Below are 22,746 nucleotides of genomic sequence, written 5' to 3'. Positions count from 1 at the left end.
TGCTCATCGAGACCCGACGCGGACGTCGAGGAAGCCGCCGCGTCGCTGGGCGCCTCGCGGTTCACGACCTTCCGCCGGATCATCCTGCCGAGCCTGGTGCCGGCGATCGCGGCCGGCTCGTCGCTGGGCTTCGCGCGGGCGATCAGCGAGTTCGGGTCGCTGGTGCTGATCTCGGGCAACACGCCGTACAAGACCGAGGTCGCGTCGCTGAAGATCCTCAAGTTCCTCGAGGGCGACAACCAGGCCGGGGCCGCCGCGGTGGCCGTGCTGCTGCTGATCGTCGCCGTGGTGACGATCGTGGCGCTGGACCTGATCTCGCGGAGGGTGGCGCGCCGTGGCTGACACCCGACAGATCCGGGCCCGTCGCGGCCCGGTGGCCTACGCCCTGCGGGCGTTCGTCATCGTCTACCTCGCCGTGCTGGTCATCTGGCCGCTCTACGAGGTCACCAAGCAGACCTTCGCCCCGGTCAAGGCCGGCGCCGAGGGCGGCTTCGGTGCCTTCTTCGAGCGCCTGGGCGACCCGTCGGTGTCGTACGCCTTCAACCTGACCGGGACCGTCGCGTTCTGGGCGGTCGTGATCAACACCGTCTTCGGCGTCGGGATCTCGCTGCTCATCGTCCGCTACCGGTTCCCCGGCCGGCGGGTCCTCTCGGTGCTCGTGGACCTGCCCATGTCGGTGTCCCCGGTCGTGGTCGGCCTCGCGCTGGTGCTGGCCTACAGCACCGGCAAGGGCTGGTTCGGCGAGGCGCTGGCGGGCGTCGGCTTCTACATCATCGGTACGACGCCCGGGCTGATCATGGCGACCGCCTTCGTCAGCCTGCCGCTGGTGATCCGCGAGATCGTCCCGGTGCTGGAGGAGATCGGCACCGACGCCGAGCTCGCCGCCAGCAGCCTGGGCGCCAACGGCTGGCAGACCTTCCGCCGGATCACCCTGCCCAGCATCAAGTGGGCCGTGATCTACGGCGTCGTGCTGAGCATGGCCCGCTCGCTGGGTGAGTTCGGCGCGGTCAAGATCGTCAGCCCCGGTGCCGAGTTCCGCGGCGAGACCGCGACCCTCCTCATCCAGAACCGCTACACCAACTACGAGGAGCCCACGGCGTACGCCGCCGCCTTCGTGCTCGTGCTCGCCTCCGTGCTGGCCCTCGTCGTGGTGTCCCTCATCCGCAAGGAAGATCACGCATGAGCATCGAGGTACGAGGGGTCAACAAGTCGTACGGCGACTTCGTGGCCCTGGAGAACATCAACGTTTCCCTGCCCACCGGTCAGGCTCACCGCGCTGCTCGGTCCCTCCGGTGGCGGCAAGTCCACCCTGCTGCGCATCATCGCCGGCCTGGAGTCCGCCGACAGCGGTCAGGTCGAGATCGAGGGCACCGACGCCACCCGGCTGCCTCCGCAGAAGCGCAACGTCGGCTTCGTGTTCCAGCACTACGCCGTCTTCAAGCACATGACGGTCGCCAAGAACGTCGCCTTCGGCCTGGAGATCCGCAAGCGGCCCAAGGCAGAGGTCAAGGCCAAGGTGGCCGAGGCTCCCTCGAGTCCGGTGCACCTCTCGCAGTTCGCCCACCGGCTGCCCTCGCAGGCTCTCCGGTGGCCAGCGCCAGCGCCTGGCGCTGGCCCGGGCGCTCGCGGTGGAGCCCTCGGTGCTGCTGCTCGACGAGCCCTTCGGGGCGCTCGACGCGAAGGTCCGCAAGGAGCCTGCGCGACTGGCTGCGCCGGCTGCACGACGAGGTGCACGTGACGACGGTCTTCGTGACCCACGACCAGGAGGAGGCCCCGGAGGTCGCCGACGAGATCGTGGTCATCAACGAGGGCCGGATCGAGCAGATCGGCACGCCCGACCAGGCTCTACGACGAGCCGGCCAACGACTTCGTGATGGGCTTCCTCGGCGAGGTGACCCAGGCTCGGCGGCGTACGGCTGCGCCCGCACGACATCGACCTGACGACCGCCCCGGGCGCGCCCGGGGCGCTCGCGGGGACGATCACCCGCGCGCTGCGGGTCGGCTTCGAGGTCCGCCTCACCGTCGACGTCGAGGGGCAGGCCGAGCCGGCCCTGGTCGTGCTCTCCCGCACCCACGCTCGCGCGCTGGACCTCGACGCCGGTGCCCGGGTCTGGCTGCGGCCGACCACGGGCGCCACGTCCGTGCCGGTGCTCGGGGCGGCGAGCGCCTGAGCCTGCGCGGAGACGGTGCGGGACCGGGCCCGCACCCTCTCCGCCCCCTAGGCTGGGCCCGTGAGCCTACCTCCGGGCGACGCGCGTCTTGTGCTGGCTGCTGGGGGTGGCCGTGCTGGTGTCGGTCGTCCACTACGTCGACAACTACGTCAACTACGACGACTACCCGCTGCCGGGGCCGGACGCGACGATCCCGGCGCCCTCGGCGGGGCTGGTGGCGGGCGGGTGGTTCCTGTTCACCGCGCTGGGCGGTATCGGCCTGCTGCTGTGGCTGCGCCGGCACATCACCACCGCGGCGGTCTTCCTGACCGGCTACTCCGTCTCCGGGCTGGTCGGCATCGCGCACTACACGGTGCCGGGGGCGGGCTCCATGGTGTGGTGGCGCCAGGTGCACATCGTCGCCGACATCATCTGCGGCGCGGCCGTCCTCGGCTTCTCGCTGTGGGCCGCGCGCAACTCCAACCACCTCATCCCGCCGGCGGCGAAGGGCTTTCAGCCCGACGCTTGAGCCCCTCCGCGTGCCGCCGGAATCCGTCGGCCACCCGGGCCGGCCCCGCGAGGCGCACCAGGGGCCCGCGGAGCCTCCTCCACCGTGTCGTACGACGTGGGGCCGCCCGGGCGCTGGGTGAGCCGCTGGTGGCGCACTCCCCGGACCAGGCCGAGGTGGGCGGGCAGGCCCTCGTAGACGTACGACATCAGCGCGCTCGTCGTACCGGTGGCGGGGTCGGTGGTGGGGCCGTCGAGCGCGGTGATCCGCTCGGGGGAGCGGGTCCGCTTCCCGTTCACCCACACCACGTGCAGCACGATCGGGTTGCCGACGGCCGGCGGCTGGGCGGTGACGGCGCGCTCGACGAAGGGGTTCCACTCGGCGTACCGCTCCGTGTCGAGCATGATCGCCCACACCTGCTCCAGCGGGGCGTCGATCTCGATCCGGGCGGCGGGGTGCATGCCCGCATGATGCCCGAGGATCAGCGAGCGCGCTGGGCGTAGGTGTTGGCGAGGCCCGCGATGTCGGCGACGTAGGCGTCGGAGTGGTTGAAGCTGAACACCGCGCGCCGCCACGCGTCCGCGCTGGAGAGGTCGCCGCTGTGGCACAGGTAGCGGCCGGCGGCGAGGGTGGCGTCGTCGATCTGGTTCGGGTCGGCCACGCCGTCGCCGTTGCCGTCGGCGGCCCAGGTCGCCCAGGTCGAGGGGATGAACTGCAACGGCCCGACCGCCCGGTCCCAGCGGGTGTCACCGTCGAGGATGCCGCCGTCGGTGTCGGGCACCGCCCCGAACGCCCCGCCGTCGAGCGCGGGCCCGCGGATGGCGGGCACCGAGAGGCCGTCCGCGCCGAGCGCCGACTCGTGGATCGTGCCGTGCCGCGACTCCACACCACCGAGCGCGGCGATCGTGTTCCACGCGACCTTGCACCCGGGCTGCTCGTCGGCGACGCGCAGGTGAGCCCGGGCGTACGCCGCCAGGGCCCGCGCCGGGATGCCGGTCCTGGTCGCGGTCGTCGCGAGCCAGGTCTCGTCGGGGCGGTAGGGGTCGACCGCGGGCGCCTGCGGGGCGCTGCCGACCGTCGCCACCGCGGTCGGTACGACGGCCGGCGGCGCCGGGAGCGGCTGGGACCGCGACGCGTCCTGCCCGGCGTACGCGACGGCGAGGGCGAGACCGGACAGCAGCGCCAGTCCCGCGATGACCACCGCCAGTGCGGTGGCGAACGCCCGATCGAACCTCACGACGGCGACACGTCAACGGGAGCCGGTGGGGCGCAGAGCCGGGGACGGGTGCCCCGAGATCTCCACGGACCCGTCGCCGGACGTGCGCGGAACCTGGCGGCTGCGGCGGTTGCTCACGGGTTCCTCGGTCTCGTGTGGGCTGTCTGCGGAACGGACCCAGGATATCCGCCGTGCTGCTTCCCAGAAGCCGGGGGGACGCGGGCGGATCGGCACGGGGGGAACGGGTAGCAACAGGACACGTCCCGCTGTGGAGTCACTCGGGAGCACGCCTCCTCGGGCGGCCTTCGGCGTGGCGAGACCCCGGGCGGATTTCGGTGGGCCGTTGGTCCGCCCGGGGCCGCCAAGCGACAAGAGAGCGCCCGTCGCGCGGGGCCTGGGATCCCCGACGTGCGGTCGTCGCATCATTCCCGTGACGTCGAGACTTCGGGGGCGTACCGTCGGGACCAAGGAGAGGTCCAGCCGCGATGGCTCGCCATTCGGTGCCTCGGTCAAGCAAGCGGCCAGGTCGGGAATCGCCTAGGCGGGCCCGGCTTCGGCCAGAAACGCTGGCCGCCTCACTCGAGGGCCCCGGGTGGGGCGGTTTCGCCGGTCCGCGGGCCAGTCGGCTCCACTCTCCGGGACGGCGACCGCATGTCCTGTGCGGGGCACGGGTACCGCTGGGGGCAAGACGCCGACGAGGCGGCCGTGCGCGGTCGTGGGAGGAGGTCGCTCAGATGCTGGGTGACGAGCAGAGAGGACGGCTCCGCCAAGCAGGAGAGAGGTTCCAAGCCGCGACGCGGGAGCGCGACCAGGGCGCTCACGGAGCCTGCGGGCCGCGCTGGCCGAGGCCGACGGCAACACCACTCCGGCCGAGGCGGCCGAGATCACCGGGCTCGGCACGGCGATCAGTGCGGTCCTGCTGGGACACGACTGAGCCCCGGGCCTCTCGCCCACCCTGCACGTTGGCCAGGAGGGCGAGAGCCGGGCGTCGTGCAACGTCAGCGGTAGTTGGTGAACTGCACCGCGAACTCGTAGTCCTGCGCCTTCACCAGGGCCTGCACGGCCTGGAGGTCGTCGCGCTTCTTCGAGGAGATGCGGAGCTCGTCGCCCTGGATCTGCGCCTTGACGCCCTTGGGGCCCTCGTCGCGGATCAGGCTTTGGAGATCTTCTTGGCGTCCTCGGAGGTGATGCCCTCCTTGAGGGCGACGTCGATCTTCGAGACCTGGCCGGACTGGCGCGGCTCGGAGGCGTCGAGGATCTTGAGCGACTGGTTGCGCTTGATCAGCCTTGTCCTGGAAGACGCTGAGCACGGCACTGGCGCGGTCGTCGGCCGAGGCGCTGATCTCGATCGCCTGCTCGCCCTTCCACTCGATGCTCGCGCCGGTGCCCTTGAAGTCGAACCGGGTGGCGATCTCGCGGGCGGTCTGCCCGAGGGCGTTGTCGACCTCCTGGCGGTCGAGCCTTGCTGACGATGTCGAACGAGGAATCGGCCATGGATCTCACCTGCGCGTCGTTGGGGTTTTTCTGCCGGGCGGTGCTGCTGCGCTATTGTTTCGCGTCGTCGCCGACCTTCCAACTCGGAAACGCTCTCAGGCAAGGAGCGGGGCTGGTGACACTCCCGGCAGATTGCCCGAGCGGCCAAAGGGAGCCTGACTGTAAATCAGCCGGCATTGCCTACGTAGGTTCGAATCCTGCATCTGCCACGGGAACCGATACCGCCCCTGACCAGCGACTTCGCGGGTCAGGGGCGGTTCGCTTTTGCCGTTTACCGGTCCCCGCCGGGCCGGGTGCGCGGGCGCTTCGCATGGATCACCACGGGCCGGCCCTTGACAGGTAGAGCAATGTGACATTGCATTGCCTGCGCCGGCGTGATCCAGGTCACAACAGCCGGGCGCACCGATCGTGCGCCGCGACGGCCGTCGTCGCGGACAACGCTCACCGAACCTGTCGAAGGAGCTCGTCGATGAAACTCTCCCCCGGTCGATCACCCCTGCGGATGGCGCTCGCCGTCCTCGCGCTGGCCGGCGCCGGCGCCGTGCCGGTCCTCACCCCGCCCGCCGTGGCCGCCGCCGACACGTGCGTGAAGGGCACGCTGAAGTACACCTCCCCGGATGCGGAGTCGCAGTCGTCGCTCACGGCGGCGGTGCCGCGCGCCAAGTTCGAGGTCTGGGACACCAGGCTCCCTGCTCGCGACCGGCGAGACCAACACTGACGGGACCTTCTCGGCCTGCACCGGCAGGTCCTCGGTCTCCGGCCTGGAGGTCTACTTCGGCACCACCGCCGCCGGTGGCCGGTGGCGGGTGATCCACGACGTCGTCAAGACGCCCACCAACAACGACCTGCACTGGTTCTCCACCCCCACGATCGCGACGCAGAGCGGCACCAAGGACTACGGCGTCGTGCAGCCGCCGGCCGACGAGCAGGGCGCCTTCCGGGTCCTCGCCGTGCTCAACAAGGCTCTACAGCCAGCGGGACGCGGCCTCGTCCTGCTTCGCCAAGATCGACGCCGGCACCTGCGAGACCCTCACCGTCGTCTGGGCGTCAGATCGCACCGAGGGCGGCTGGTGGGACTACCAGAAGGCTGGCGACTCCTACGTCGACTCCTCCGGGAACCTGGTCAACACCAAGTACGTCGTCCTAGACAAGTACGACCAGTGGTCGCAGCACACCATCATCCACGAGGCCGGGCACTGGCTGCAGTGGCAGTCTGCACAACCAGCGCTTCCCGGTGGTCAACGCCTGCAACCCGCACTACATCGACCGGGCCTCGTCGGAGTCGTGCGCCTGGACCGAGGGCTTCGCCGACGCCGTCGCCGCGAAGGTGCTCGGCGACCGCCAGTACGTCTACCCCGACGCCAACAAGGCCCCGGCCCCCTTCGAGCCCAGCGGCTGCACGGCCGGCCAGCAGTGCGCGTGGCCCGGTGGCCGGGCGACGCAGGGCAACGTCGGCGCCGCGATGCTCGACCTGTGGGCCGCGGACGGCGGTTGGAACAGCGGCTTCGCCGCGATGGCGACCGAGGTGAGCCCCGGCGTGAAGGCCTACTTCGCTCACCGCTACCCGTCGCCGGGCAGCACGGTGACCGGGATCTACGACCGGCACGGCCTGCAGGAGAACACCGGCGTGCTCTGACCCGGTGGACCCGTCCCCGTCCCGCTCGCCGGGGCGGGGTCGGGGTCGCTCAGGCAGGGTCGTGCGGTCCCCGCCCGAAGCCGTTGCGCTCGCGCGCCTCGTGCGTGCGGGCCTCGAGGTAGTCGACGGAGAGGGCGAGCAGGGTCGCGGCCGCGCTGTCGGGCAGCAGGTCCGGGTTCCACCGCAGGACACGCCGGGTCTCGATGGGCCGGCCCGCCAGCGGCCGGAGCGCGACGTCGTCGGGGTTGCGGGCGTGGTCGAGGCAGATGCTGACGGCACGGCCTGCCGCGACGTAGGGCCAGAAATCGATCAGGTCGACGGCGCCGAATGGCGTCCGCGGCTTGATCCCCGCGGCCGCGAAGGCTCGGTGCAGGGCCGTCAGCGTCCCGTCCGGCTCGCCGGGCGGGAGCAGCCAGGCCTCCCCCGCCGAGGTCGGCGAGGTCCACCTCCTCGCGATCCGCGAAGCGGTGGTCGCCGGCCAGCGCGACGACCGTGCCCTCGAGGGGGATGACGACCTCCTCGCGGAAGCCGGGCGGCACCGGTGCGTCGTGCTGCGGGTGGATCGAGACGAGCGTGGCGGCGACCTGCCCGCTCACGAGCAGACTCGTGCTGCCGGGCGCTCGAGGCGTCGACGTGGGGGATCACCGTCCGCTCGGGCCAGGCCTGCTCCAGCGCGGGAAGCATGCCCACGGCCACGCTGCTGTAGTTGCAGCCGAAGCGCAGCACCTCCGCGTCGGACTGTGCCCGCACCCGGGCGAACAGGCTCCTCCAGGCTGGCGCTGATCGATCGCCAGCCCTCGACCAGGGTGGCGCCCGCGGCCGTCGGGACGGCCCCGGAGCGGCAGCGGTCGAAGAGGACGACGCCGAGTCTCGTTCTCGATGCGCCGGACCTGCGCCGTCACGGCCGGCTGCGACGTCCCCAGGGCGCGCGCGGCGGCGCCCATGCTGCGGTGGCGGGACACGGCCTCCACCAGGCTCGAGGTGACGTGACTGGATACGCATCGGGTCCCCCATCCGAGTTCGAGGTCGATCCACGGGGTGAGCACGCAGCGTCGCGGTTGCTGCCCCGAGAAGCGATCCGGTGGGTCAAGCCAAGCACCGTTGGCTGGACGTGAAAAGAGGCGAACGCCGGGAGAATTGTCGGCAAATCCTGCCGCAGCGCACAGGATCGGCAGGGGCGGCCGTGACGGCGCGGGTGGGCGGCCATAACCCGGGCGTGATGAGCGATTGGGATTGGCGGCTCCTCGGGCCGCCGACGAGGCTGCCGTCACCGGCAACCACGCCGGTCTCGGAGAAGGAGCTTTGCGTGTACCGATCCCCCATGAGGCTCGCCGTGGGCGGCAGCCTGCTGCTGGCCGCGATGGCGGTCGCCCCGGCGATGTCGACGGCCACCCCTACCGTCGCCGCCGCCAAGCCGACCCCCGTCGCCCCGGAGTCCCCGGCGCTGAAGGCGTCCGAGCAGTCCAAGGCTGCCCAGACGGCCACCGACCTGCGGCTGTCCGGCGGAGAGAAGGCTGATCGTCAAGTCCGTCATCGAGGACGCCAACGGTGACACCCACGTCCGCTACGAGCGCACCTACGACGGCCTGCGCGTCATCGGCGGCGACCTGATCTCGCACAAGGACGCCCAGGGCACGGTCGAGCAGGTGACCTGGAACGTCCGCAAGGCCGTGAAGCCGGCCTCGACGACCCCGCAGGTCACCAAGGCGGCGGCCCAGAAGGCCGGCCTCGCCGCCTCCCCGGCGAAGCAGGAGAAGGCCAGTGGCGGTGAGACTCGTCATCTTCCAGGCGGCCACCGGCCCGCGCCTGGCCTACGACGTGGTGACCGAGGGCGTGCTCGCCGACCAGTCGCCGAGCCGCGCGCACTCCTACATCGACGCGCGCACCGGCAAGCCTGCTGGGCTCGCAGGAGGAGATCAAGAGCGGCACCGGCAACTCCCAGTACTCCGGCCAGGTGACGGTCGGCACGACCCAGTCGGGCTCGACGTACCAGGCTCAAGGACGCCACGGGGAACTACACGACCGACCTGAACGGCGCCCCCTACACCAGCACCAGCACCGGCACGCTCTTCACCGACGCCGACGACGTCTGGGGCAACGGCAGCACGTCGAGCCGCCAGACCGCGGCCGTCGACGCGCAGTACGGCGCCGAGAAGACCTACGACTTCTACAACACCCAGGCTCGGCCGCCGCGGCATCTGGAACAACGGCACCGGCGCCCGCAGCCGCGTCCACGTCGGCAACGGCTGGAGCAACGCGAACTGGGACGGCACGCAGATGAACTACGGCGACGGCGCCAACAACGCCAAGCCGCTCACCGAGCCTGGACGTCGCCGCGCACGAGATGACCCACGGCGTCACCGAGAACACCGCGAACCTCGACTACGGCAACCCGGACGCCGGGATCTACGTGGAGTCCGGCGGTCTCAACGAGGCGACGTCCGACATCCTCGCGGCCGGGGTGGAGTTCTACGCCAGCAACGCCGCCGACCCGGGCGACTACCTCGTCGGGGAGAAGGTCGACATCCGCGGCAACGGAACGCCGCTGCGCTACATGGACAAGCCGAGCAAGGACGGCAGCAGCCAGGACTGCTACAACTCCCAGACCGGCAGCATCGACCCGCACTACTCCTCCGGCCCGCTGAACCACTGGTTCTACCTCGCCTCCGAGGGCTCCGGCGCCAAGACCGTCAACGGGGTGAGCTACAACAGCCCGACCTGCGGCGGCGCCCCGGCGGTCACCGCCATCGGTCGCGACAAGGCGCTCAGGATCTGGTACCGCACGCTGTCGACGTACCTGACCAGCAACAGCAGGTACCCCGATGCCCGCAACGGTGCGGTCAAGGCGGCCAAGGACCTCTACGGCGCCTCGTCGGCAGAGTGCAAGGGCGTCGAGGCCGCGTTCACCGCGATCGCGGTCCCCGCGGGCACCGAGAAGTGCGACGGCACCACCACGCCCCCGCCGACCGGTGGCGCGCTGACCAACGGCGGCTTCGAGTCCGGCCAGACCGGCTGGACGGGCACGTCGGGCCCGATCAACAACGACACTGGTCGCCCCGCACACTCGGGGTCGTGGAAGGCTCGTGGCTCGGTGGCAACGGACAGTCGGCGACCGAGAAGGAGTCGCAGTCGTTCGCAGTGCCGGCGACGGCGACCTCGCCGACGCTGACCTACTGGATCCGCATCGACACCGCGGAGACCGGCAGCACGGCCTACGACACCGCGGCGGTGAAGATCAACGGGACGACGAAGCAGTCGTACTCGAACGCCTCCACCCCGCAGGCGACGTGGGTGCAGAAGACGATCGACCTGACGGCCTACAAGGGCACGACGGTGACGCTGGAGCTCTCGGCGGTCGAGGACCAGACCCTGCAGACGAGCCTTCGTCATCGACGACGTGGCGACCAGGCTTCTGAGCCTGACCCGGACCCGGCGCACGGCCCTCGCCCGAGCGAGGGCCGTGCGCCGAGCTCGTCAGTCGGCGAGCAGCAGGTCGCCCACCGGCTCCAGGAGGATCGGCTCGAAGCGCTGCACGACCGCCGCGGCCATCACGTCCAGCGGTGCCCGCGCCTCGGCCGGAGGTTCCCAGGGTGCCTCCCAGGTGGCACAGTCGGGCCACTGGGCGTAGCCGTAGAACAGCCCGTCCGCGCCGCGGTGCAGCCGTGAGCCACGCCCGCCCCGGTGCTCCCGGATCAGGCTCGGTCAGCCGCGTCCACGCGGTGACGAAGTCCTGCTCGGCGGCCGGCTCCACCCGCCACCGGTAGAGCGCGACGAATCCCGTGCCTGCATCGGTCATGGCGCCATCCTGCCCCCGTGGACCCGTCAGGCGGGGAAGGCGACGACCTCGCCGAGCACGCCGAGCCGCACCCGGTCCCCGGGAGCGGGAACGGAGTCGGCCGGGGTCCGCGCGGCCACCTGCTCGCCCGACTCCAGGCGAACCCGGATGGTGGCGTCGTGGCCGAAGAAGGCTGACGTCGAGGACCTCGCCGCCGGCGCCCTCGGCGCGGATCTGCACCTGCTCGGAGCGGACGGCGAGGCGCACCGGGCCGGACGGCGTACCGGCGCGGACCGGGACCGGTCCCAGGGCGCACTCGGCGCGGCCGTCGGCGCCGACGAGACCGGGCAGGAGCGAGGCGTGCCCGATGAAGGAGGCGACGCGCGGGTCGGCCGGCTCGAGGTAGACCGTCGCGGGTGCGGCGACCTGGAGGAACCGGCCCTCGGCCATCACCGCCACCTGGTCGGCCAGGGACAGCGCCTCACCCTGGTCGTGGGTGACCAGGACGGCCGCGGCGTCCGCCGCCCGCAGCGCCCGTACGACGGCCCGGCCCGTCTCCTCGCGCAAGCCGGCGTCGAGCGAGGAGAACGGCTCGTCGAGCAGCACCAGGCGGGGCCGGGGCGCGAGCGCGCGGGCGAGGGCGACCCGCTGCTGCTGGCCACCGGAGAGCCTGGTGCGGGAAGCGGGCGGCGACGGCGGGGTCGAGCTCGACCAGGGGCCAGCGCCTCCTCCACGACCCCGGCGGCCGTGCCGCGCTCGGCGCGAGGCAGCCCGAAGGTGATGTTGCGCGCGACGCTGAGGTGCGGGAAGAGCGCGCCCTCCTGCGGGACGTAGCCGACCCCGCGCCGCCGGGCGGGCACGCTGCGCCGCTCGCCGACGACCTCGGTGCCGGCCACGGTGATCGACCCGGCGATGGGCTCGACGAAGCCGGCCACCGCCCGCAGCAGGGTGGTCTTGCCGCAACCGGAGGAGCCGAGGATCGCGGTGACTCCGGCGGCGACGGTGAGGTCGATGTCCTGGAGCACGCTCGTGCGGCCGTAGCCGGCGGCGAGCCCGCGGATCTCGAGTGCGGTCATCAGCGGCTCCGGAGGCTCACCCTGGCCAGCAGCCAGGTGGACGGGACGGACAGGACGACGAGGGCGAGCGCGTACGGCGCGGCGGCGCCGTACTCCACCGCGGAGGCATCGGACCAGAACTTCGTCGCGAGGGTCTCCGTGCCGAGCGGGGCGAGCAGCAGGGTGGCGGTCAGGCTCGGTCGAGACCGCGAGGGCGACCAGCGCGGCGGCTGCCGCCAGTCCCGGCACGACGAGCGGCAGGGTCACCCGGCGGGCGACCTCCGGGCCGCTGCAGCCCAGGCTGCGCGCGACGTCCTCCAGGCCCGGCGGGACCGAGCTCGAAGGTGCCGCGGACGCTGACGACCGCGCGCGGCAGGAAGAGGATCAGGTAGCCCGCGACGAGCAGGGCGAGGGTCTGGTACAGGTCGGGGACCGCGCGGATCGACACCGTGACCAGCGCCAGCGCGATGACGATGCCGGGCATCGCGGACGCGGTGTAGACGCTGCGCTCGATGGTGGTGGTGAGCCAGCCGCGGTGGCGCACCGCCAGCCACACGACCGGTACGGCGGCCGCGGTCGTCACCAGCCCACCGAGCACCGCGAGGACCACGGTGTGCCCGAGCGCACCGGTCAGGCTCCGCGGTCTCCAACCCGGTCGAGGTGCCGCGGACCAGCCACCGCACCAGGCTGCCGAGCGGGACGGCCAGCGACCACAGGGCCAGCCCGGCGAGGCCGAGCAGCACGAGCGGCCGGCGCCGCCCGAGCCGGATCCGGACCACCTCGCGGCTCGCGCCCGCGCCCACGCGGGCCCGTGGACGGCGACCGCGCAGCAGGGCCTCGATGCCGAGCAGGAGCAGGCAGAAGGTGACCAGCACCAGCGCCAGCAGGGTGGCCTCGGGGCCGTTGAAGACCGTGGCGTACTGCTGGAGGATCGCGGTCGTCAGGGTCGGGTAGTTGAGCAGGCTGCAGCGCTCCGTACTCCGCCAGGAGGTGCAGGCCCACGAGCAGCGCCCCGCCCAGCACCGCCGGGCTGATCGCGGGCAGGGTGACCCTCCAGAACACCTGCCACCCGCCCTTGCCGAGCGCGGTCGCCACCTCCTCGACGGCCGGGTCGAGGCGGCGCAGGCTGGCCACCGTCGGCAGGTAGACGAGCGGGTAGTACGACAGCGTCACGACCATCACCGCGCCGGGGAAGGGACTGCACGGCGTGGGTCGTCGAGACCCAGCCGAAGCCGTTGACGAAGGCCGGAACGGCGAGCGGCGCGCACAGCAGCCCGTGCCACCATCCCCGCCCCGGTACGTCGGTCCGCTCGACCACCCACGCGCCGGCGACACCGACCACGACGCTCGTCAGCGTGCCGACGACGAGCAGCCGGGTGGTGTTCCACAGCAGGCTCGCCGATCCGGGGACGCCACAGGAAGTCGCGTGCCTCGCCCGGGCCGAGGTCGGCGGTGCTCCACAGGACGTAGCCCAGCGGCACGAGGGCCAGCGCCGCGATGGCGAGGCCGACGAGGAGGAGGGGGACGGAGCGGGACCTCAACGCGGGTGCGGACTCACAGGAAGCCGACCTCGGTCATGAGGTCCACGACCTTCTTGGAGTCGAGGTCGGAGACGTTGACGGCGGGCGGCTGCAGCGCGCTGAACGGCTTGGTCACGCCCTCGAGCGTCACGGCCGGGTTCAGCGGGTACTCCAGCGCATAGCTGTCGGCGAGGATCTGCTGGCCCTTCTCGTCGACGAGGAACTTCACGAACTTCTCCGCCTCGTCCTTCATGTCGCTGGAGGCCAGCACCCCGGCGCCGGAGACGCTGACGAAGGCGCCCGGGTCCTGGTTGCCGAAGTAGTACTGGGCGGAGTGGTCGCTGACGTCGCCGTTCTCCTTGTGGTCGCGCTCCCAGTAGTAGTGGTAGACGATGCCGACCTCGACCTCGCCGGAGTTCACCGCCTCCAGCACGAGGTTGTTGCCGTCGTACACCTTGCCGTTGGCCTTGATGCCCTCGAGCCAGGCCTTGGTGGCCGCCTCGCCCTCGAGGTCGAGGATGCCGGCGACGATCGCCTGGAAGTCCGCGCCGGTGGGGGAGAAGGAGATCTTGCCCTTCCACTCCGGCTTCGCGAGGTCGAGGATCGAGGCCGGCATGGCGGCGGCGTCGGTCTGGTCGGTGTTGTAGACGAGGACCGTCGAGCGGGCGACGAAGCCGGTCCACATCCCGCTGCGGGGGCGGTACTGCGCCGGGATGGGGGCCACCAGGTCGTCGGGCAGGCTTCTCGAAGAGCCCGGCGGCCTCGACCTGCGACATCGCCGGGGAGTTCTCGGTGAGGAAGACGTCGGCCGGCGAGGCCTTGCCCTCGGCGACGATCTGGTTGGAGAGACTCGAGGTCCTTGCCGTTGCGCAGGCTCGACCTCGATGCCGGTCTCCTTGGTGAACTCCGGCGCCGACTCCTTGAGCAGGGGCTCGTGCTGGGCGTTGTACACGACCAGGCTTCGGCTCGTCGTCACCGCCGCACGCCGCGAGGAGCGGGGCGACCAGGGTGAGGGCCGCGAGGCCCAGGCCGGTGCGGAGGAGCCTGCTTCTTCATCGGGCTTCCTGTCGGGTGGGGTGGTCGGGAGCGTAGTGAGAGCGGGGGCGGCGCAGGCGTGCGGCCCGGGCGAGGAGCAGGCTCGGCCAGCCGCCAGGCGAGGACACCGACGGCGAGCGAGGCGAGCAGTCCGCCGAGCGGCCAGCGGTTCTCCAGGTGCGGGTAGACCTGCCAGTGCGTGAGGTAGATGAGAAGCGAGGCGCTGGCGAGGGTCCCGGTGATGCCGACGAGCACGCGCGGCCAGGGCACCGTCGGCAGGCCGACGAGCACCAGCAGGCCACCGGCGATCGTCAGGTCGCGCTGGAGGTCGCCGGTGAGGTCCCAGGTGCCGAGCAGCAGGAGCCCGGCCGCGAGCAGGCGTTGCGGCGTGGTGCGGGCGACGGCGGCGGCCCACCCGCCGAGGAAGAGCCAGCCGACGAACAGCGAGGAGTGGATCACGTCGCCGTCGTACGACGACCAGGTGGCCCACCAGCGCGGCACGAGCGCGAGCGCGGTGAGCCCGGCGGCGAGGCCGAAGCGGTGCCGCCGCTCGAGTGCCATGACCCGTGGCACCGAGGTGAGCAGGCCGGCGCCGACCGCGAGCATCAGCACCACCTCGACGAACCAGAAGTGCCACGCCGGCTCGGACCAACCGCGTCCGCCGAGCAGGTCGTTGAGCAGCAGCACGGTGCGCAGCGGATAGGTCCCGGCGACCAGGCTGACCAGCCCGATCCAGAGGATCGACGGCACCGCGATCCGGGCGGCGGCACGACCGACGCGCCGCAGGCGCTGGCGGGAGTCCTCGTCGGTGAGGTGGAAGCGGGCGAAGTTCGTGCCGGTGACGGCGAGCAGCACGTGCGCGCCGCCGACGAGGGTCCACAGGTTGCTGTGGGAGCCGACGATCATCACGATCGCCAGGGCGCGCAGCGGGATCGTGGTGTCGATCCGCGCGAACCGGCGCCGGCGCGCGGGATCGAGCAGGGCGAGGTCGGCGACGGAGCGTCGCTGCCAGTCGGGAGGCAGCGCGCCGAGCCGGCGCTCGAGGAGCAGCGACAGCTCGACGTACGACAGCGAGTCGCCGCCGAGGCTCACGAAGGAGTCCTGCGGCCCGACCTCCCGGCCCAGCACCCGGGCGTAGTGCCGGGCGAGCGCGTCGCCGAGGGAGACCGGCTCGGGCGCGGGCTCCGGGTGGAGCCGGGCGAGGGCCGCGTGGTCGGGCTTGCCGTTGGCCAGGCGCGGGAGCTCCGCGACGGCGGCCGCGCGGATCGCGTGCGGCGGCAGCCCGGTGTCGGCGGCGACCTCGGCCGCGACCTCGGCCAGGGCCTCCGGGTCGGGGGCACCGGGGACGGCGACGACGAGTCTGCTCGGCGTCCGCGGCCTGCGCGCAGGCGGCGTCGTGGCCACCCAGGGCGAGGAGGGTCTCCACCCGGTCGAGGTCGAGGCGCTGGCCGAAGAGCCTTGGCGAAGCGGGCGCGCCGCCCGACGATCTCGACGAGGCCGTCGGTGATCCGGGCCAGGTCACCGGTGCGGAGCTCGGCGAGTCTCGGCGCCCCGGCGCAGGTCGGCCGGCGACTCGGCGTAGCCCATCATCACGTTGGGCCCGGAGTAGACGAGCTCGCCGACGCCGGGCGCGGCGCCCGCGACGGGCTCCAGCCGGAAGGACCCGCCGGGGATCGCGTGCCCGACCGTCTCCGGGTGCCGGGCGGCCAGGTGCGGCGGCAGGTAGGCCATCCGGGCGGTCGCCTCCGTCTGGCCGTACATCACGACCAGGCTCCCAGCCCTCGCGCGCGCCCTGCTCGGCCAGCGTGCGGACCCGCTCCGGCGCCATCCGGCCACCGGCCTGGGTCACCTGGCGCAGGCTCGGCAGGCCGGGCCAGCCCGCGACGCCGAGCAGGTCGAAGGTGTAGGGCACGCCCGCGAAGGAGGTCACCCCGCGGGCCCGGGCGTCCGCCCACAGGCCGGGGTCGGTGACCGAGCGATCGTCGAGCACGACCGAGGCGCCCACCGCCAGGTGGCTGTGCAGCACCGAGAGGCCGTAGCAGTAGTCCAGCGGCAGGGTGGTGAGCGCGACGTCCCCCGCCGTCAGCCCGAGGTACGACGCGATGGCGACGGCGTTCGACTCCAGGTTGGCCGCGGAGAGCCGGACCAGCCTTGGGCGAGCCGGTCGACCCGGAGGTGCTGAGCAGCAGCCGCAGGTCGGGGTGCAGGCTCCGGTTCACCGGCCGTGCAGGCGGCGGCGAGACTCGTCGTCGGCGGTGAGCAGCGTGGCGTGGGCGCCGGTGAGCGCGGCCAGCCAGGACACCACGAACTCCACGGTCGGTGCGGGCCTCAGGTGCACCAGCCGGCGCGGGCCGAGCGCGGCCCGGGCCGCGGCGACCGGGCCGTCCAGGCTCGTCGTAGGAGACCGTGCGATCACCCGCGTGCAGGGCGGGGAGGGTGCCGTGACGGGACAGGTCGGTGGCGAGTCCCGCCGCGACCTGTGCGCTGGCTGTGCCTTCCCCCATGGGGGAAGACTAAAGCAAGGCTGTCCTTAGGCCGGCGTCAGCAGGAAGACCGGGATGACCCGGTCGGTCCACTCGGTGTACTTCCGGTAATTCGGCCACACCGTGACCATGTGCGCCCAGGCCTTGTCCTTCTCCGCGCCGGTCAGGCTCGCGCCAGGTGCAGGTCCGGGTCCGCCCGTCGTAGCGGACCCCCACGGTCTCCGCGGCGCGCAGGTTGAAGGTCCACACGGGTGGCTTGGGCGCGCCGAAGTGCGAGCCGGCGATCAGCCAGCCGCCCTGCCACGGCACGCAGAGCAGCGGGGTCTCGCGCGGGATGCCGCTCTTGCGGCCGACGACGGTGAGCATCAGGTTCGGCAGCCCGGCGATGTCGAGCAGGGTGAGCCGGCCGCGGGTGAGCCGCTGGAGGTTCGTGTCGGTCCAGGTGACCTGGGGGAGCAGGCTTCGGCATCCACGACTGGGAGCCGATCTTGATCGCGAGCGGGGTGAGCAGGCCCATGGCCGCCACCCTAGTGACGTGCGGCGTTGCCTGTCCGTTCAACCCCAGGACGCCGGGCGATCCTACGGTGCCCATCGTGATCACGCGTGGGCTCGTCGGTGGGGTGCTGGTGTTCCTCGGCGGCCTCGTCACGGCCACGCTGCCGCAGTCGACCCCGGTCCTGAGGATCGCGGTGCTCGGCTCGATCCGCGGCCACGAGACTCGGCCGGATGGCCGGGCTGGTGCTGGTGCTGGCGGGCCTCGGGCTGCTGGCGAGTGCGTGGCTGCGGCTGTGCCGCACGGTCGCGGTCGGTGACCGGGAGACTGCGGACAGTGCCGAGGGGGTCGCCCTGGTGCGCTTCGCCTCCGCCGTGTGGTGCGCGCCGCTGGTGCTGGCGCCGCCGCTGTTCTCCCGTGACGGATGGTCCTACGCCGCCCAGGGGATGCTCGCCCGGGTGGGCCTCTCGCCCTACGACTGGGGGCCGGGGGCGCTGGCGCCCGACAACTTCCTGCCGCTGCCGACCTGGCTGACCGCTCCGCCGATCGTGCAGGCGGTCGACCCCCTGTGGTGGGACACGGCGACGCCGTACGGGCCGGTGCCGGTGTTCTTCGGCGCCCTGGCGGCCGGTACGACGGGCAACCCGTGGCTCCTCGTCATCGCCCACCGCCTGCTGGCCCTGGTCGGGCTGGCCCTGCTGGCGTGGGCCGTGCCGCGCCTGGCGTCCTGGACCGGGGCCAACCCGGCGGTCGCCTCGGCGGTCGTGCTGGTCTCCCCACTGATGGTCGCCAACGGCGTGGCCGGCCTGCACAACGACCTGCTCATGGTCGGGCTGATGGCCGCGGCGCTGGTCGTCGCGGCCGAGCGCGGCTGGGTGTGGGGCGCGATCCTGGCGGGCTTCGCCGCTGGGGTGAAGGTCCCCGGTGGGCTGGTCTGCGTCGGCATCGCCCTGGTCTCGCTGCCCGTCGGGGCCGCCCTGCTGCCGCGCCTGCGACGGCTGGTGGCCGTCGGCACGGTCGCGGTCGGCACCCTGCTCGGGCTCGGCATCGCGACCGGGCTGGGCAACGGGTGGCTGCACGCCCTGACCGTGCCCGGCGAGGTCAACACCCCGCTCTCCGCGACCACCCTGGTCGGCGGCGTCGTCGACTTCCTCGCCCTCCACCTCGGCATCGGCACCGACCCGGCGTTCTTCCGCGACCTGGTCCGCGCCGTCGGCCTGCTCGCCGCCCTGTCCATCGGCGCGTGGGTCGCCCTGGGCTGGCGCACGGGCGACCGGAGCCGGGCCCTGGCCGGCGTCGCGACCGCGGGCGCGGCCTTCGTGCTGCTCTCGCCGGTCGTGCACCTGTGGTACTTCCTGATGCTCCCGCCCTTCCTGGCCACCCAGCGGCTGCGTCCGCAGGCGATGGGCGCACTGGTGGGCGTCTCGATGCTGCTCGGGCTAGTGGCGCCGCTGGACTCCTCGCTGCACGGCGCCTACTACGCGATCGTGCTCGGCTCGATGACCGTCGCGCTGCTCATGCCGGTGCTGCTGCTGACCCGCGGCGCCCGCGAGTCGCTCGCCCGGGTCGTGGCGCCGCTGGCTCCGGCGCCGGCCGTCGCCGCCGAGCCGGTGGAGCAGACGGTGGACCAGACGGTGGACCAGACGGTGGAGCAGCCGGTCAGGCCGTGAGGACGCCCACCCGCTCGCCGGCGTGCAGGGCCAGCATCCGCGCGACGGTGCGGTCCCAGCCGAAGCGCTCGGCTCGCTGACGCGCGCCGCGCCGCACGTCCTCCTCGGGCCGGGCGGCCAGCCGGAGCACGGCGTCGGCGAGCGCGCTCGCGTCGGGCGTGGCCCACTCGCCGCTGGCCGCGTCGACGAGCTCCCGGGCGCCGCCGCGGTCGGCGGTGACGACCGGCGTGCCGCAGGCCAGCGCCTCGAGCACGGCCAGGCCGAAGGTCTCGCCGGGGCAGACCGACAGCGAGACGTCCGCGGCGGCGAGCCGGTCGCGCAGGACCTCGCGGCCGTCGACGTACCCGTGGAAGGTGACGGGGGCACCGGCGGCGATCTCCTCCAGGCTCGTCGCGGTGCGGGCCGTCGCCGTAGACGTCCATCCGCACCGGTACGCCGCGCCGGTGCAGGCTCGACCGCCGTGGCGACGGCGAGGTGCGGGGACTTCTCCCGCGAGAGCCGTCCGGCGTGGACCAGCCGCAGGCTCGCGGCCCCGGGGCGCCCGCGGGACCGGCCGGAAGGTCTCCAGGTCGACGCCCAGCGGCACCCGCTCGACCGGGCAGCCGGCGTTGGCGGCGACCGTGCGGAACTCCTCCTCGGCGTAGCGGGAAGTCACCACGACGGTGTCGAAGGCTGCGCACCAGCAGCCGGTTGAGCAGGCCGATGGAGACCTTCGAGGTGGTGTCGAGGCCCGAGCGCATCGCGAACATGTCGCCCATCCGCTCGTGCGAGAGCAGCACCGAGCGCACGCCGTTGCGCCGCGCCCACCAGGCGACCGGCAGCAGGGTCGGCTTGTCGCTCCACTCCACGCTCGTCGGCGCCCAGCGCTCCAGCACGTCGGTCACCCGCCAGGGCTCGACGATCAGCCGGTAGCCTCCGCCGACGCGGGGCGCGCGCACCTGCACGACGTCGCCGAGGTCGGTGGAGGTGACGGCGTCGACCGGTCCGGGGATCACCAGGAGTCGCTCGGCCCCCGCGTCGGCGTACCCCCGGCCGAGGTGCTCGATCGCGGTCCGCATGCCTCCCGAGGTCGATCCGACGAAGTTGGCCAATTGGGCGATCCGCACGGGGACACCATGACGACAACGGATGAACTGATGCCCACCGCACGGTTGACGGGCGCGAAAGGATGAGGACATGAGCAACCCGGAGACGGACCCGGACGAGGTGCTGTGCGAGAGCCGCCAGGCCTCCGGTGTGGAGGCTGATGACGCCGCGCGAGGTGCCGCTGGGCGGCCCCCGTGCGATGCCCGTACGACGCACGCTCCCGCAGCGGCAGCGCTCGCTGATCGGTGCCTGGTGCTTCCTCGACCACTACGGCCCGGACCGGGTGAGCGAGAGCGGCGGCATGGAGGTCGCGCCGCATCCGCACACCGGCCTGCAGACGGTCTCGTGGCTGTTCACCGGCGAGATCGAGCACCGCGACAGCGCCGGGAACGTGGCGATGGTCCGCCCGCGGGAGGTCAACCTGATGACCGCCGGGCACGGCATCAGCCACTCCGAGGTCTCCACCCCGGAGACCACCGTGCTGCACGGTGCCCAGGCTCTGGGTGGCGCTGCCCGAGGCGGCGCGTGACACCGCGCCCGGCTTCGAGCACTACGCGCCGCAGGAGGTCGCCGGCGAGGGGTGGCGCGCGCACGTCTTCCTCGGCTCGCTGCTCGGCGACCGCTCCCCGGTCACCACGTTCACCCCGCTGCTGGGGGCCGAGACCGTCCTGGACCCCGGTACGACGCTGGCGCTCCCCGTCGAGGAGGCCTTCGAGCACGGCGTGCTCGTCGACCTCGGCTCGGTCACCGTCGGCGACCTCGACGCCCACTCCGCCGACCTCGCCTACGTCCCGACCGGCGCGCAGGAGATCACCCTGGTCGCCGGCGAGGAGGGCGCCCGGCTGCTCGTGCTCGGCGGCCCGCCGTTCGGCGAGTCGATCGTGATGTGGTGGAACTTCGTGGGCCGCACCCACGAGGAGGTCGTCGCCTACCGCGCGGCGTGGCAGGAGCAGATCACCGACCCGGCGACCGGCGAGGTGCTGGACGACAGCCGGCTCGTGGCGCCGGGCCGCTTCGGCGTCGTGCCGGACCAGCCGCTGCGGCCGATCCCCGCGCCCGGCCTGCCCAACGCCCGGCTGCGAGAGCGCCGGTGATCACCGGCCTCACCTGGCTGATCGGCTTCCAGGCTGCTGGGCGAGACTCGTCGTGCGGGTCGCCGACCTGCCGGTGCCCGGGCCGGTGCTCGGGATGCTCTTGCTGTTCGTCTTCCTCCGCCTGCGCCGCTACGGCGACGACGGCCCGGTCGTGCGCGCCGGAGCCGCGCTGCTGCGCCACCTCCAGCTTGTTCTTCGTCCCGGCCGGGGTCGGCGTCGTGGTCTACCTCTCCGTGCTCGGGCGCGACGCGCTCCCGATCGCGGTGGCGATGCTCGGCTCCTGGTTCCTCGGGCTCGTCGTGGTCGCGTGGACCGCCGAGGGGCTGGAGCGGCTGCTCGGGCGCCCGCGCGACGACCTGGGGGACCTGGGGGACCTGGGGGAGACCGCGTGAACGACGCGCTCGACGTCCTCTGCTCGCCGCTGGGGCTGCTGGCGGTGACCCTGCTGGGCTACCAGACTCGGCCGCTGGATCCAGCAGCGCTCCGGCGGCCACCCGCTCGCCCAGCCGGTGCTGGTCGCCGTCGTGGTGGCCGGCACCGCCATCACCGTGCTCGACGTGGACTACGCCGACTACCGCTCCGCGACCGAGTCTGGTCGCCTTCTGGCTCGGGCCCGCGACGGTGGCGCTCGCCGTGCCGCTGCACCGGCAGGCGGACCGGCTCAAGGGCTTCGTCGTACCGATGCTGGTGGCGGTGCTGGTCGGCGCCGCCGTCTCGATCACCTCGGCGGTCCTGCTCGCCCGGGCGCTCGGCGCCGACACCGCGCTGGAGAAGACGCTGGCGACGAAGGCCGCGACCACGCCGGTGGCGATCGCGATCACCCAGTCGCTGGGCGGGATCCCGCCGCTGGCAGCGGTCTTCGCGATCCTGATCGGCATCTTCAGCGCCATCGTCGGGCCGGCGACGCTGAACCTGCTGCGGATCCGCGACCGGAGGGCCCGCGGGCTCGCCATCGGGGCCGTCTCGCACGGTGTCGGCGCGTCCCGGATGCTGCGCGAGGACGAGACCGAGGGCGCCTTCGCCGGGCTCGCGATGGGCCTGTCCGCGCTCGCGATCAGCCTGCTGGTGCCGGTGCTCGCGCTGGTCCTGTTCTGAGCCCGATCTCCGACCTGGGTCGGAGGTGCGCGCCCCGCCGGAGCGGCTAGGTTCCCTCCATGCGCGTGCATGCCTTCTCCGACGATGCCCTGGGTGACCTCGACGCGGTGGGCCTGGCCGAGCACCTCGGTGCCGGCAAGGTCTCGGCGCAGGAGGTGGTCGACGCCGCGATCGCCCGCGTCGAGCAGGTCTCCGACGCCCTCAACCCGATGGCCTACCGGGCCTTCCAGCGGGCCCGTCTGGAGGCGCGGACGCCGGGCGAGGGCTTCTTCGCCGGCGTACCGACGCTGGTCAAGGACAACGTCGACGTCGCGGGCATGCCGACCATGGCAGGCACCGACGCCTGGGAGCCGCGCCCGGCCAAGCGGGACGGCGACTTCGCCGCGATGTACCTCGCCACCGGGGTGATCCCGCTCGGCAAGAGCCAGGCTCTCCG

Annotated in this window: 33 protein-coding genes, 1 tRNA gene and 7 pseudogenes; 24 read left to right on the top strand and 17 right to left on the bottom strand. The window is 72.9% G+C overall.

Going from position 1 to position 22,746, the window contains the following annotated elements; genetic code table 11:
• The first annotated feature begins 45 nt into the window (after positions 1-45).
• The 6 genes and pseudogenes from G5V59_RS18275 (at position 46) to G5V59_RS18255 (ending at position 2,679) form a co-directional block, all read left to right on the top strand.
• Positions 46-342, top strand: coding sequence for an ABC transporter permease subunit (locus G5V59_RS18275; protein WP_278259919.1), 297 nt, complete (start codon positions 46-48; stop codon positions 340-342).
• 73 nt (positions 343-415) lie between these two features.
• Positions 416-1,183 (top strand): sulfate ABC transporter permease subunit, encoded by a 768-nt coding sequence (locus G5V59_RS18270; RefSeq protein ID WP_278257426.1) that lies wholly within the window; start codon positions 416-418, stop codon positions 1,181-1,183.
• Between the two features lie 93 nt (positions 1,184-1,276).
• A pseudogene (locus tag G5V59_RS37035) lies at positions 1,277-1,465 on the top strand (ATP-binding cassette domain-containing protein); the annotation flags it as partial.
• Between the two features lie 139 nt (positions 1,466-1,604).
• Entirely contained in the window at positions 1,605-1,874 is a 270-nt protein-coding gene (locus G5V59_RS37030; protein ID WP_341351249.1) for a hypothetical protein, read from the top strand.
• Between the two features lie 42 nt (positions 1,875-1,916).
• On the top strand, positions 1,917-2,171 hold the full coding sequence (locus G5V59_RS18260) for a TOBE-like domain-containing protein (protein WP_341351248.1): 255 nt from the start codon (positions 1,917-1,919) through the stop codon (positions 2,169-2,171).
• 112 nt (positions 2,172-2,283) lie between these two features.
• Complete coding sequence (locus G5V59_RS18255) at positions 2,284-2,679, top strand: hypothetical protein (RefSeq protein WP_278257425.1); 396 nt, start codon at positions 2,284-2,286, stop codon at positions 2,677-2,679.
• Here G5V59_RS18255 and G5V59_RS18250 read toward each other — a convergent pair.
• Together G5V59_RS18250 and G5V59_RS18245 are read right to left on the bottom strand one after the other, a co-directional pair.
• Positions 2,664-3,119 carry an SRPBCC family protein gene (locus tag G5V59_RS18250; protein ID WP_278257424.1) on the bottom strand — a complete coding sequence of 152 codons (456 nt, stop codon included), beginning with the start codon at positions 3,117-3,119 and terminating at the stop codon, positions 2,664-2,666. The genes G5V59_RS18255 and G5V59_RS18250 overlap by 16 nt on opposite strands.
• 20 nt (positions 3,120-3,139) lie before the next feature.
• The gene (locus G5V59_RS18245) at positions 3,140-3,895 is read right to left on the bottom strand and encodes a lytic transglycosylase domain-containing protein (protein WP_278257423.1); all 756 of its coding nucleotides are present in this window, start codon (positions 3,893-3,895) and stop codon (positions 3,140-3,142) included.
• A 720-nt stretch (positions 3,896-4,615) separates the two neighbouring features.
• Here G5V59_RS18245 and G5V59_RS18240 point away from each other — a divergent pair.
• Positions 4,616-4,882, top strand: coding sequence for a hypothetical protein (locus G5V59_RS18240; protein ID WP_278257422.1), 267 nt, complete (start codon positions 4,616-4,618; stop codon positions 4,880-4,882).
• On the opposite strand, the pseudogene G5V59_RS18235 reads toward G5V59_RS18240, so the two are convergent.
• Positions 4,873-5,368, bottom strand: a pseudogene (locus G5V59_RS18235) (YajQ family cyclic di-GMP-binding protein). The gene G5V59_RS18240 and the pseudogene G5V59_RS18235 overlap by 10 nt on opposite strands.
• Positions 5,369-5,494: 126 nt before the next feature.
• Between G5V59_RS18235 and G5V59_RS18230 the strand changes: the two are divergent.
• From G5V59_RS18230 to G5V59_RS18215, 4 genes are all read left to right on the top strand, one after another.
• Positions 5,495-5,577: transfer RNA gene (locus tag G5V59_RS18230), tRNA-Tyr, on the top strand.
• 260 nt (positions 5,578-5,837) lie between these two features.
• The gene (locus tag G5V59_RS18225) at positions 5,838-6,086 is read left to right on the top strand and encodes a hypothetical protein (protein ID WP_278257421.1); all 249 of its coding nucleotides are present in this window, start codon (positions 5,838-5,840) and stop codon (positions 6,084-6,086) included.
• 81 nt (positions 6,087-6,167) lie between these two features.
• A complete protein-coding gene (locus G5V59_RS18220) occupies positions 6,168-6,515 on the top strand; it encodes a hypothetical protein (RefSeq protein WP_278257420.1) in 348 nt (115 codons plus the stop codon).
• An 87-nt stretch (positions 6,516-6,602) separates the two neighbouring features.
• On the top strand, positions 6,603-7,004 hold the full coding sequence (locus G5V59_RS18215) for a hypothetical protein (RefSeq protein ID WP_278257419.1): 402 nt from the start codon (positions 6,603-6,605) through the stop codon (positions 7,002-7,004).
• Here the strand turns inward: G5V59_RS18215 and G5V59_RS18210 are convergent.
• Positions 6,962-7,600, bottom strand: a complete 639-nt coding sequence (locus G5V59_RS18210) for a hypothetical protein (protein ID WP_278257418.1) — start codon at positions 7,598-7,600, stop codon at positions 6,962-6,964. The genes G5V59_RS18215 and G5V59_RS18210 overlap by 43 nt on opposite strands.
• A gap of 45 nt (positions 7,601-7,645) precedes the next feature.
• Positions 7,646-7,975, bottom strand: a complete 330-nt coding sequence (locus tag G5V59_RS18205) for a LysR family transcriptional regulator (RefSeq protein WP_278257417.1) — start codon at positions 7,973-7,975, stop codon at positions 7,646-7,648.
• A 335-nt stretch (positions 7,976-8,310) separates the two neighbouring features.
• Here G5V59_RS18205 and G5V59_RS18200 point away from each other — a divergent pair, with 335 nt between their 5' ends.
• The 6 genes and pseudogenes from G5V59_RS18200 (at position 8,311) to G5V59_RS18175 (ending at position 10,173) form a co-directional block, all read left to right on the top strand.
• Positions 8,311-8,556, top strand: a complete 246-nt coding sequence (locus tag G5V59_RS18200; protein ID WP_278257416.1) for a hypothetical protein — start codon at positions 8,311-8,313, stop codon at positions 8,554-8,556.
• Positions 8,519-8,596, top strand: a pseudogene (locus G5V59_RS18195) (hypothetical protein); the annotation flags it as partial. The gene G5V59_RS18200 and the pseudogene G5V59_RS18195, both read left to right, overlap by 38 nt.
• Before the next feature lie 54 nt (positions 8,597-8,650).
• A complete protein-coding gene (locus tag G5V59_RS18190; protein ID WP_278257415.1) occupies positions 8,651-8,962 on the top strand; it encodes a hypothetical protein in 312 nt (103 codons plus the stop codon).
• Positions 8,963-9,031: 69 nt separating this feature from the next.
• Positions 9,032-9,121: pseudogene (locus G5V59_RS18185) on the top strand (hypothetical protein); the annotation flags it as partial.
• 79 nt (positions 9,122-9,200) lie between these two features.
• A pseudogene (locus tag G5V59_RS18180) lies at positions 9,201-9,260 on the top strand (hypothetical protein); the annotation flags it as partial.
• An 88-nt stretch (positions 9,261-9,348) separates the two neighbouring features.
• A complete protein-coding gene (locus tag G5V59_RS18175; protein WP_278257414.1) occupies positions 9,349-10,173 on the top strand; it encodes a M4 family metallopeptidase in 825 nt (274 codons plus the stop codon).
• A gap of 653 nt (positions 10,174-10,826) precedes the next feature.
• On the opposite strand, the gene G5V59_RS18165 is transcribed toward G5V59_RS18175, so the two are convergent.
• From G5V59_RS18165 to G5V59_RS18120, 10 genes and pseudogenes are all read right to left on the bottom strand, one after another.
• The gene (locus G5V59_RS18165; protein WP_341351247.1) at positions 10,827-10,937 is read right to left on the bottom strand and encodes a hypothetical protein; all 111 of its coding nucleotides are present in this window, start codon (positions 10,935-10,937) and stop codon (positions 10,827-10,829) included.
• 579 nt (positions 10,938-11,516) lie between these two features.
• Positions 11,517-11,855, bottom strand: a pseudogene (locus G5V59_RS18160) (ATP-binding cassette domain-containing protein); the annotation flags it as partial.
• 169 nt (positions 11,856-12,024) lie between these two features.
• Complete coding sequence (locus G5V59_RS18155; RefSeq protein WP_278257411.1) at positions 12,025-12,444, bottom strand: hypothetical protein; 420 nt, start codon at positions 12,442-12,444, stop codon at positions 12,025-12,027.
• Between the two features lie 20 nt (positions 12,445-12,464).
• On the bottom strand, positions 12,465-13,013 hold the full coding sequence (locus tag G5V59_RS18150) for an ABC transporter permease subunit (RefSeq protein WP_278259916.1): 549 nt from the start codon (positions 13,011-13,013) through the stop codon (positions 12,465-12,467).
• The gene (locus G5V59_RS18145) at positions 13,013-13,375 is read right to left on the bottom strand and encodes a hypothetical protein (RefSeq protein ID WP_278257410.1); all 363 of its coding nucleotides are present in this window, start codon (positions 13,373-13,375) and stop codon (positions 13,013-13,015) included. The genes G5V59_RS18150 and G5V59_RS18145 overlap by 1 nt, the downstream gene beginning before the upstream one ends.
• Positions 13,376-13,388: 13 nt before the next feature.
• Positions 13,389-14,330 (bottom strand): extracellular solute-binding protein, encoded by a 942-nt coding sequence (locus G5V59_RS18140; protein WP_278257409.1) that lies wholly within the window; start codon positions 14,328-14,330, stop codon positions 13,389-13,391.
• Positions 14,327-15,793 (bottom strand): phosphopantetheine-binding protein, encoded by a 1,467-nt coding sequence (locus G5V59_RS18135; RefSeq protein WP_278257408.1) that lies wholly within the window; start codon positions 15,791-15,793, stop codon positions 14,327-14,329. The genes G5V59_RS18140 and G5V59_RS18135 overlap by 4 nt, the downstream gene beginning before the upstream one ends.
• Positions 15,794-15,907: 114 nt before the next feature.
• Positions 15,908-16,150, bottom strand: a complete 243-nt coding sequence (locus G5V59_RS18130) for an AMP-binding protein (protein ID WP_278257407.1) — start codon at positions 16,148-16,150, stop codon at positions 15,908-15,910.
• Positions 16,150-16,893, bottom strand: a complete 744-nt coding sequence (locus tag G5V59_RS18125; protein ID WP_278257406.1) for a hypothetical protein — start codon at positions 16,891-16,893, stop codon at positions 16,150-16,152. Before G5V59_RS18125 ends, G5V59_RS18130 begins: the two co-directional genes overlap by 1 nt.
• A gap of 142 nt (positions 16,894-17,035) precedes the next feature.
• Entirely contained in the window at positions 17,036-17,389 is a 354-nt protein-coding gene (locus tag G5V59_RS18120; protein ID WP_278257405.1) for a hypothetical protein, read from the bottom strand.
• 67 nt (positions 17,390-17,456) lie between these two features.
• Between G5V59_RS18120 and G5V59_RS18115 the strand changes: the two genes are divergently transcribed.
• Both G5V59_RS18115 and mptB read left to right on the top strand, forming a co-directional pair.
• Positions 17,457-17,684: a hypothetical protein gene (locus tag G5V59_RS18115; protein ID WP_278257404.1), complete on the top strand. Its 228-nt coding sequence runs from the start codon at positions 17,457-17,459 to the stop codon at positions 17,682-17,684.
• Positions 17,599-19,035 carry a polyprenol phosphomannose-dependent alpha 1,6 mannosyltransferase MptB gene (gene mptB / locus G5V59_RS18110; RefSeq protein WP_278257403.1) on the top strand — a complete coding sequence of 479 codons (1,437 nt, stop codon included), beginning with the start codon at positions 17,599-17,601 and terminating at the stop codon, positions 19,033-19,035. The genes G5V59_RS18115 and mptB overlap by 86 nt, the downstream gene beginning before the upstream one ends.
• On the opposite strand, the gene G5V59_RS18105 is transcribed toward mptB, so the two are convergent.
• Positions 19,025-19,690 carry a glycosyltransferase gene (locus G5V59_RS18105; RefSeq protein ID WP_278257402.1) on the bottom strand — a complete coding sequence of 222 codons (666 nt, stop codon included), beginning with the start codon at positions 19,688-19,690 and terminating at the stop codon, positions 19,025-19,027. The genes mptB and G5V59_RS18105 overlap by 11 nt on opposite strands.
• Positions 19,687-20,160 carry a hypothetical protein gene (locus G5V59_RS18100; protein ID WP_278257401.1) on the bottom strand — a complete coding sequence of 158 codons (474 nt, stop codon included), beginning with the start codon at positions 20,158-20,160 and terminating at the stop codon, positions 19,687-19,689. The genes G5V59_RS18105 and G5V59_RS18100 overlap by 4 nt, the downstream gene beginning before the upstream one ends.
• Positions 20,161-20,269: 109 nt before the next feature.
• On the opposite strand from G5V59_RS18100, the gene G5V59_RS18095 reads away from it, so the two are divergent.
• The 5 genes and pseudogenes from G5V59_RS18095 to G5V59_RS37025 all read left to right on the top strand — a co-directional run.
• Complete coding sequence (locus G5V59_RS18095) at positions 20,270-20,650, top strand: pirin family protein (RefSeq protein WP_278257400.1); 381 nt, start codon at positions 20,270-20,272, stop codon at positions 20,648-20,650.
• Positions 20,610-21,215 carry a pirin-like C-terminal cupin domain-containing protein gene (locus G5V59_RS18090; RefSeq protein WP_278257399.1) on the top strand — a complete coding sequence of 202 codons (606 nt, stop codon included), beginning with the start codon at positions 20,610-20,612 and terminating at the stop codon, positions 21,213-21,215. Before G5V59_RS18095 ends, G5V59_RS18090 begins: the two co-directional genes overlap by 41 nt.
• Positions 21,212-21,607 carry a CidA/LrgA family protein gene (locus G5V59_RS18085; RefSeq protein WP_278257398.1) on the top strand — a complete coding sequence of 132 codons (396 nt, stop codon included), beginning with the start codon at positions 21,212-21,214 and terminating at the stop codon, positions 21,605-21,607. The genes G5V59_RS18090 and G5V59_RS18085 overlap by 4 nt, the downstream gene beginning before the upstream one ends.
• Positions 21,608-21,836: 229 nt before the next feature.
• Positions 21,837-22,310, top strand: coding sequence for an LrgB family protein (locus tag G5V59_RS18080; protein ID WP_278257397.1), 474 nt, complete (start codon positions 21,837-21,839; stop codon positions 22,308-22,310).
• A 59-nt stretch (positions 22,311-22,369) separates the two neighbouring features.
• Positions 22,370-22,678 (top strand): annotated as a pseudogene (locus G5V59_RS37025) (amidase family protein); the annotation flags it as partial.
• Positions 22,679-22,746: the final 68 nt, after the last annotated feature.

The sequence above is a fragment of the Nocardioides convexus genome, assembly GCF_011090295.1.
Note: the sequence above shows the minus strand (reverse complement) of the source record. Positions and strands in the feature narration are given on the sequence as shown.

What these genes read in the sequence shown, in the direction of transcription:
- G5V59_RS18250 (WP_278257424.1), bottom strand. Translation starts at nt 3,119, where the DNA reads ATGCACCCCGCCGCCCGGATCGAGATCGACGCCCCGCTGGAGCAGGTG.
- G5V59_RS18225 (WP_278257421.1), top strand. Translation starts at nt 5,838, where the DNA reads ATGAAACTCTCCCCCGGTCGATCACCCCTGCGGATGGCGCTCGCCGTC.
- G5V59_RS18175 (WP_278257414.1), top strand. Translation starts at nt 9,349, where the DNA reads ATGACCCACGGCGTCACCGAGAACACCGCGAACCTCGACTACGGCAAC.
- G5V59_RS18150 (WP_278259916.1), bottom strand. Translation starts at nt 13,013, where the DNA reads ATGGTCGTGACGCTGTCGTACTACCCGCTCGTCTACCTGCCGACGGTG.
- G5V59_RS18130 (WP_278257407.1), bottom strand. Translation starts at nt 16,150, where the DNA reads ATGTACGGCCAGACGGAGGCGACCGCCCGGATGGCCTACCTGCCGCCG.
- G5V59_RS18125 (WP_278257406.1), bottom strand. Translation starts at nt 16,893, where the DNA reads ATGGGGGAAGGCACAGCCAGCGCACAGGTCGCGGCGGGACTCGCCACC.
- G5V59_RS18120 (WP_278257405.1), bottom strand. Translation starts at nt 17,389, where the DNA reads ATGGGCCTGCTCACCCCGCTCGCGATCAAGATCGGCTCCCAGTCGTGG.
- mptB (WP_278257403.1), top strand. Translation starts at nt 17,599, where the DNA reads ATGGCCGGGCTGGTGCTGGTGCTGGCGGGCCTCGGGCTGCTGGCGAGT.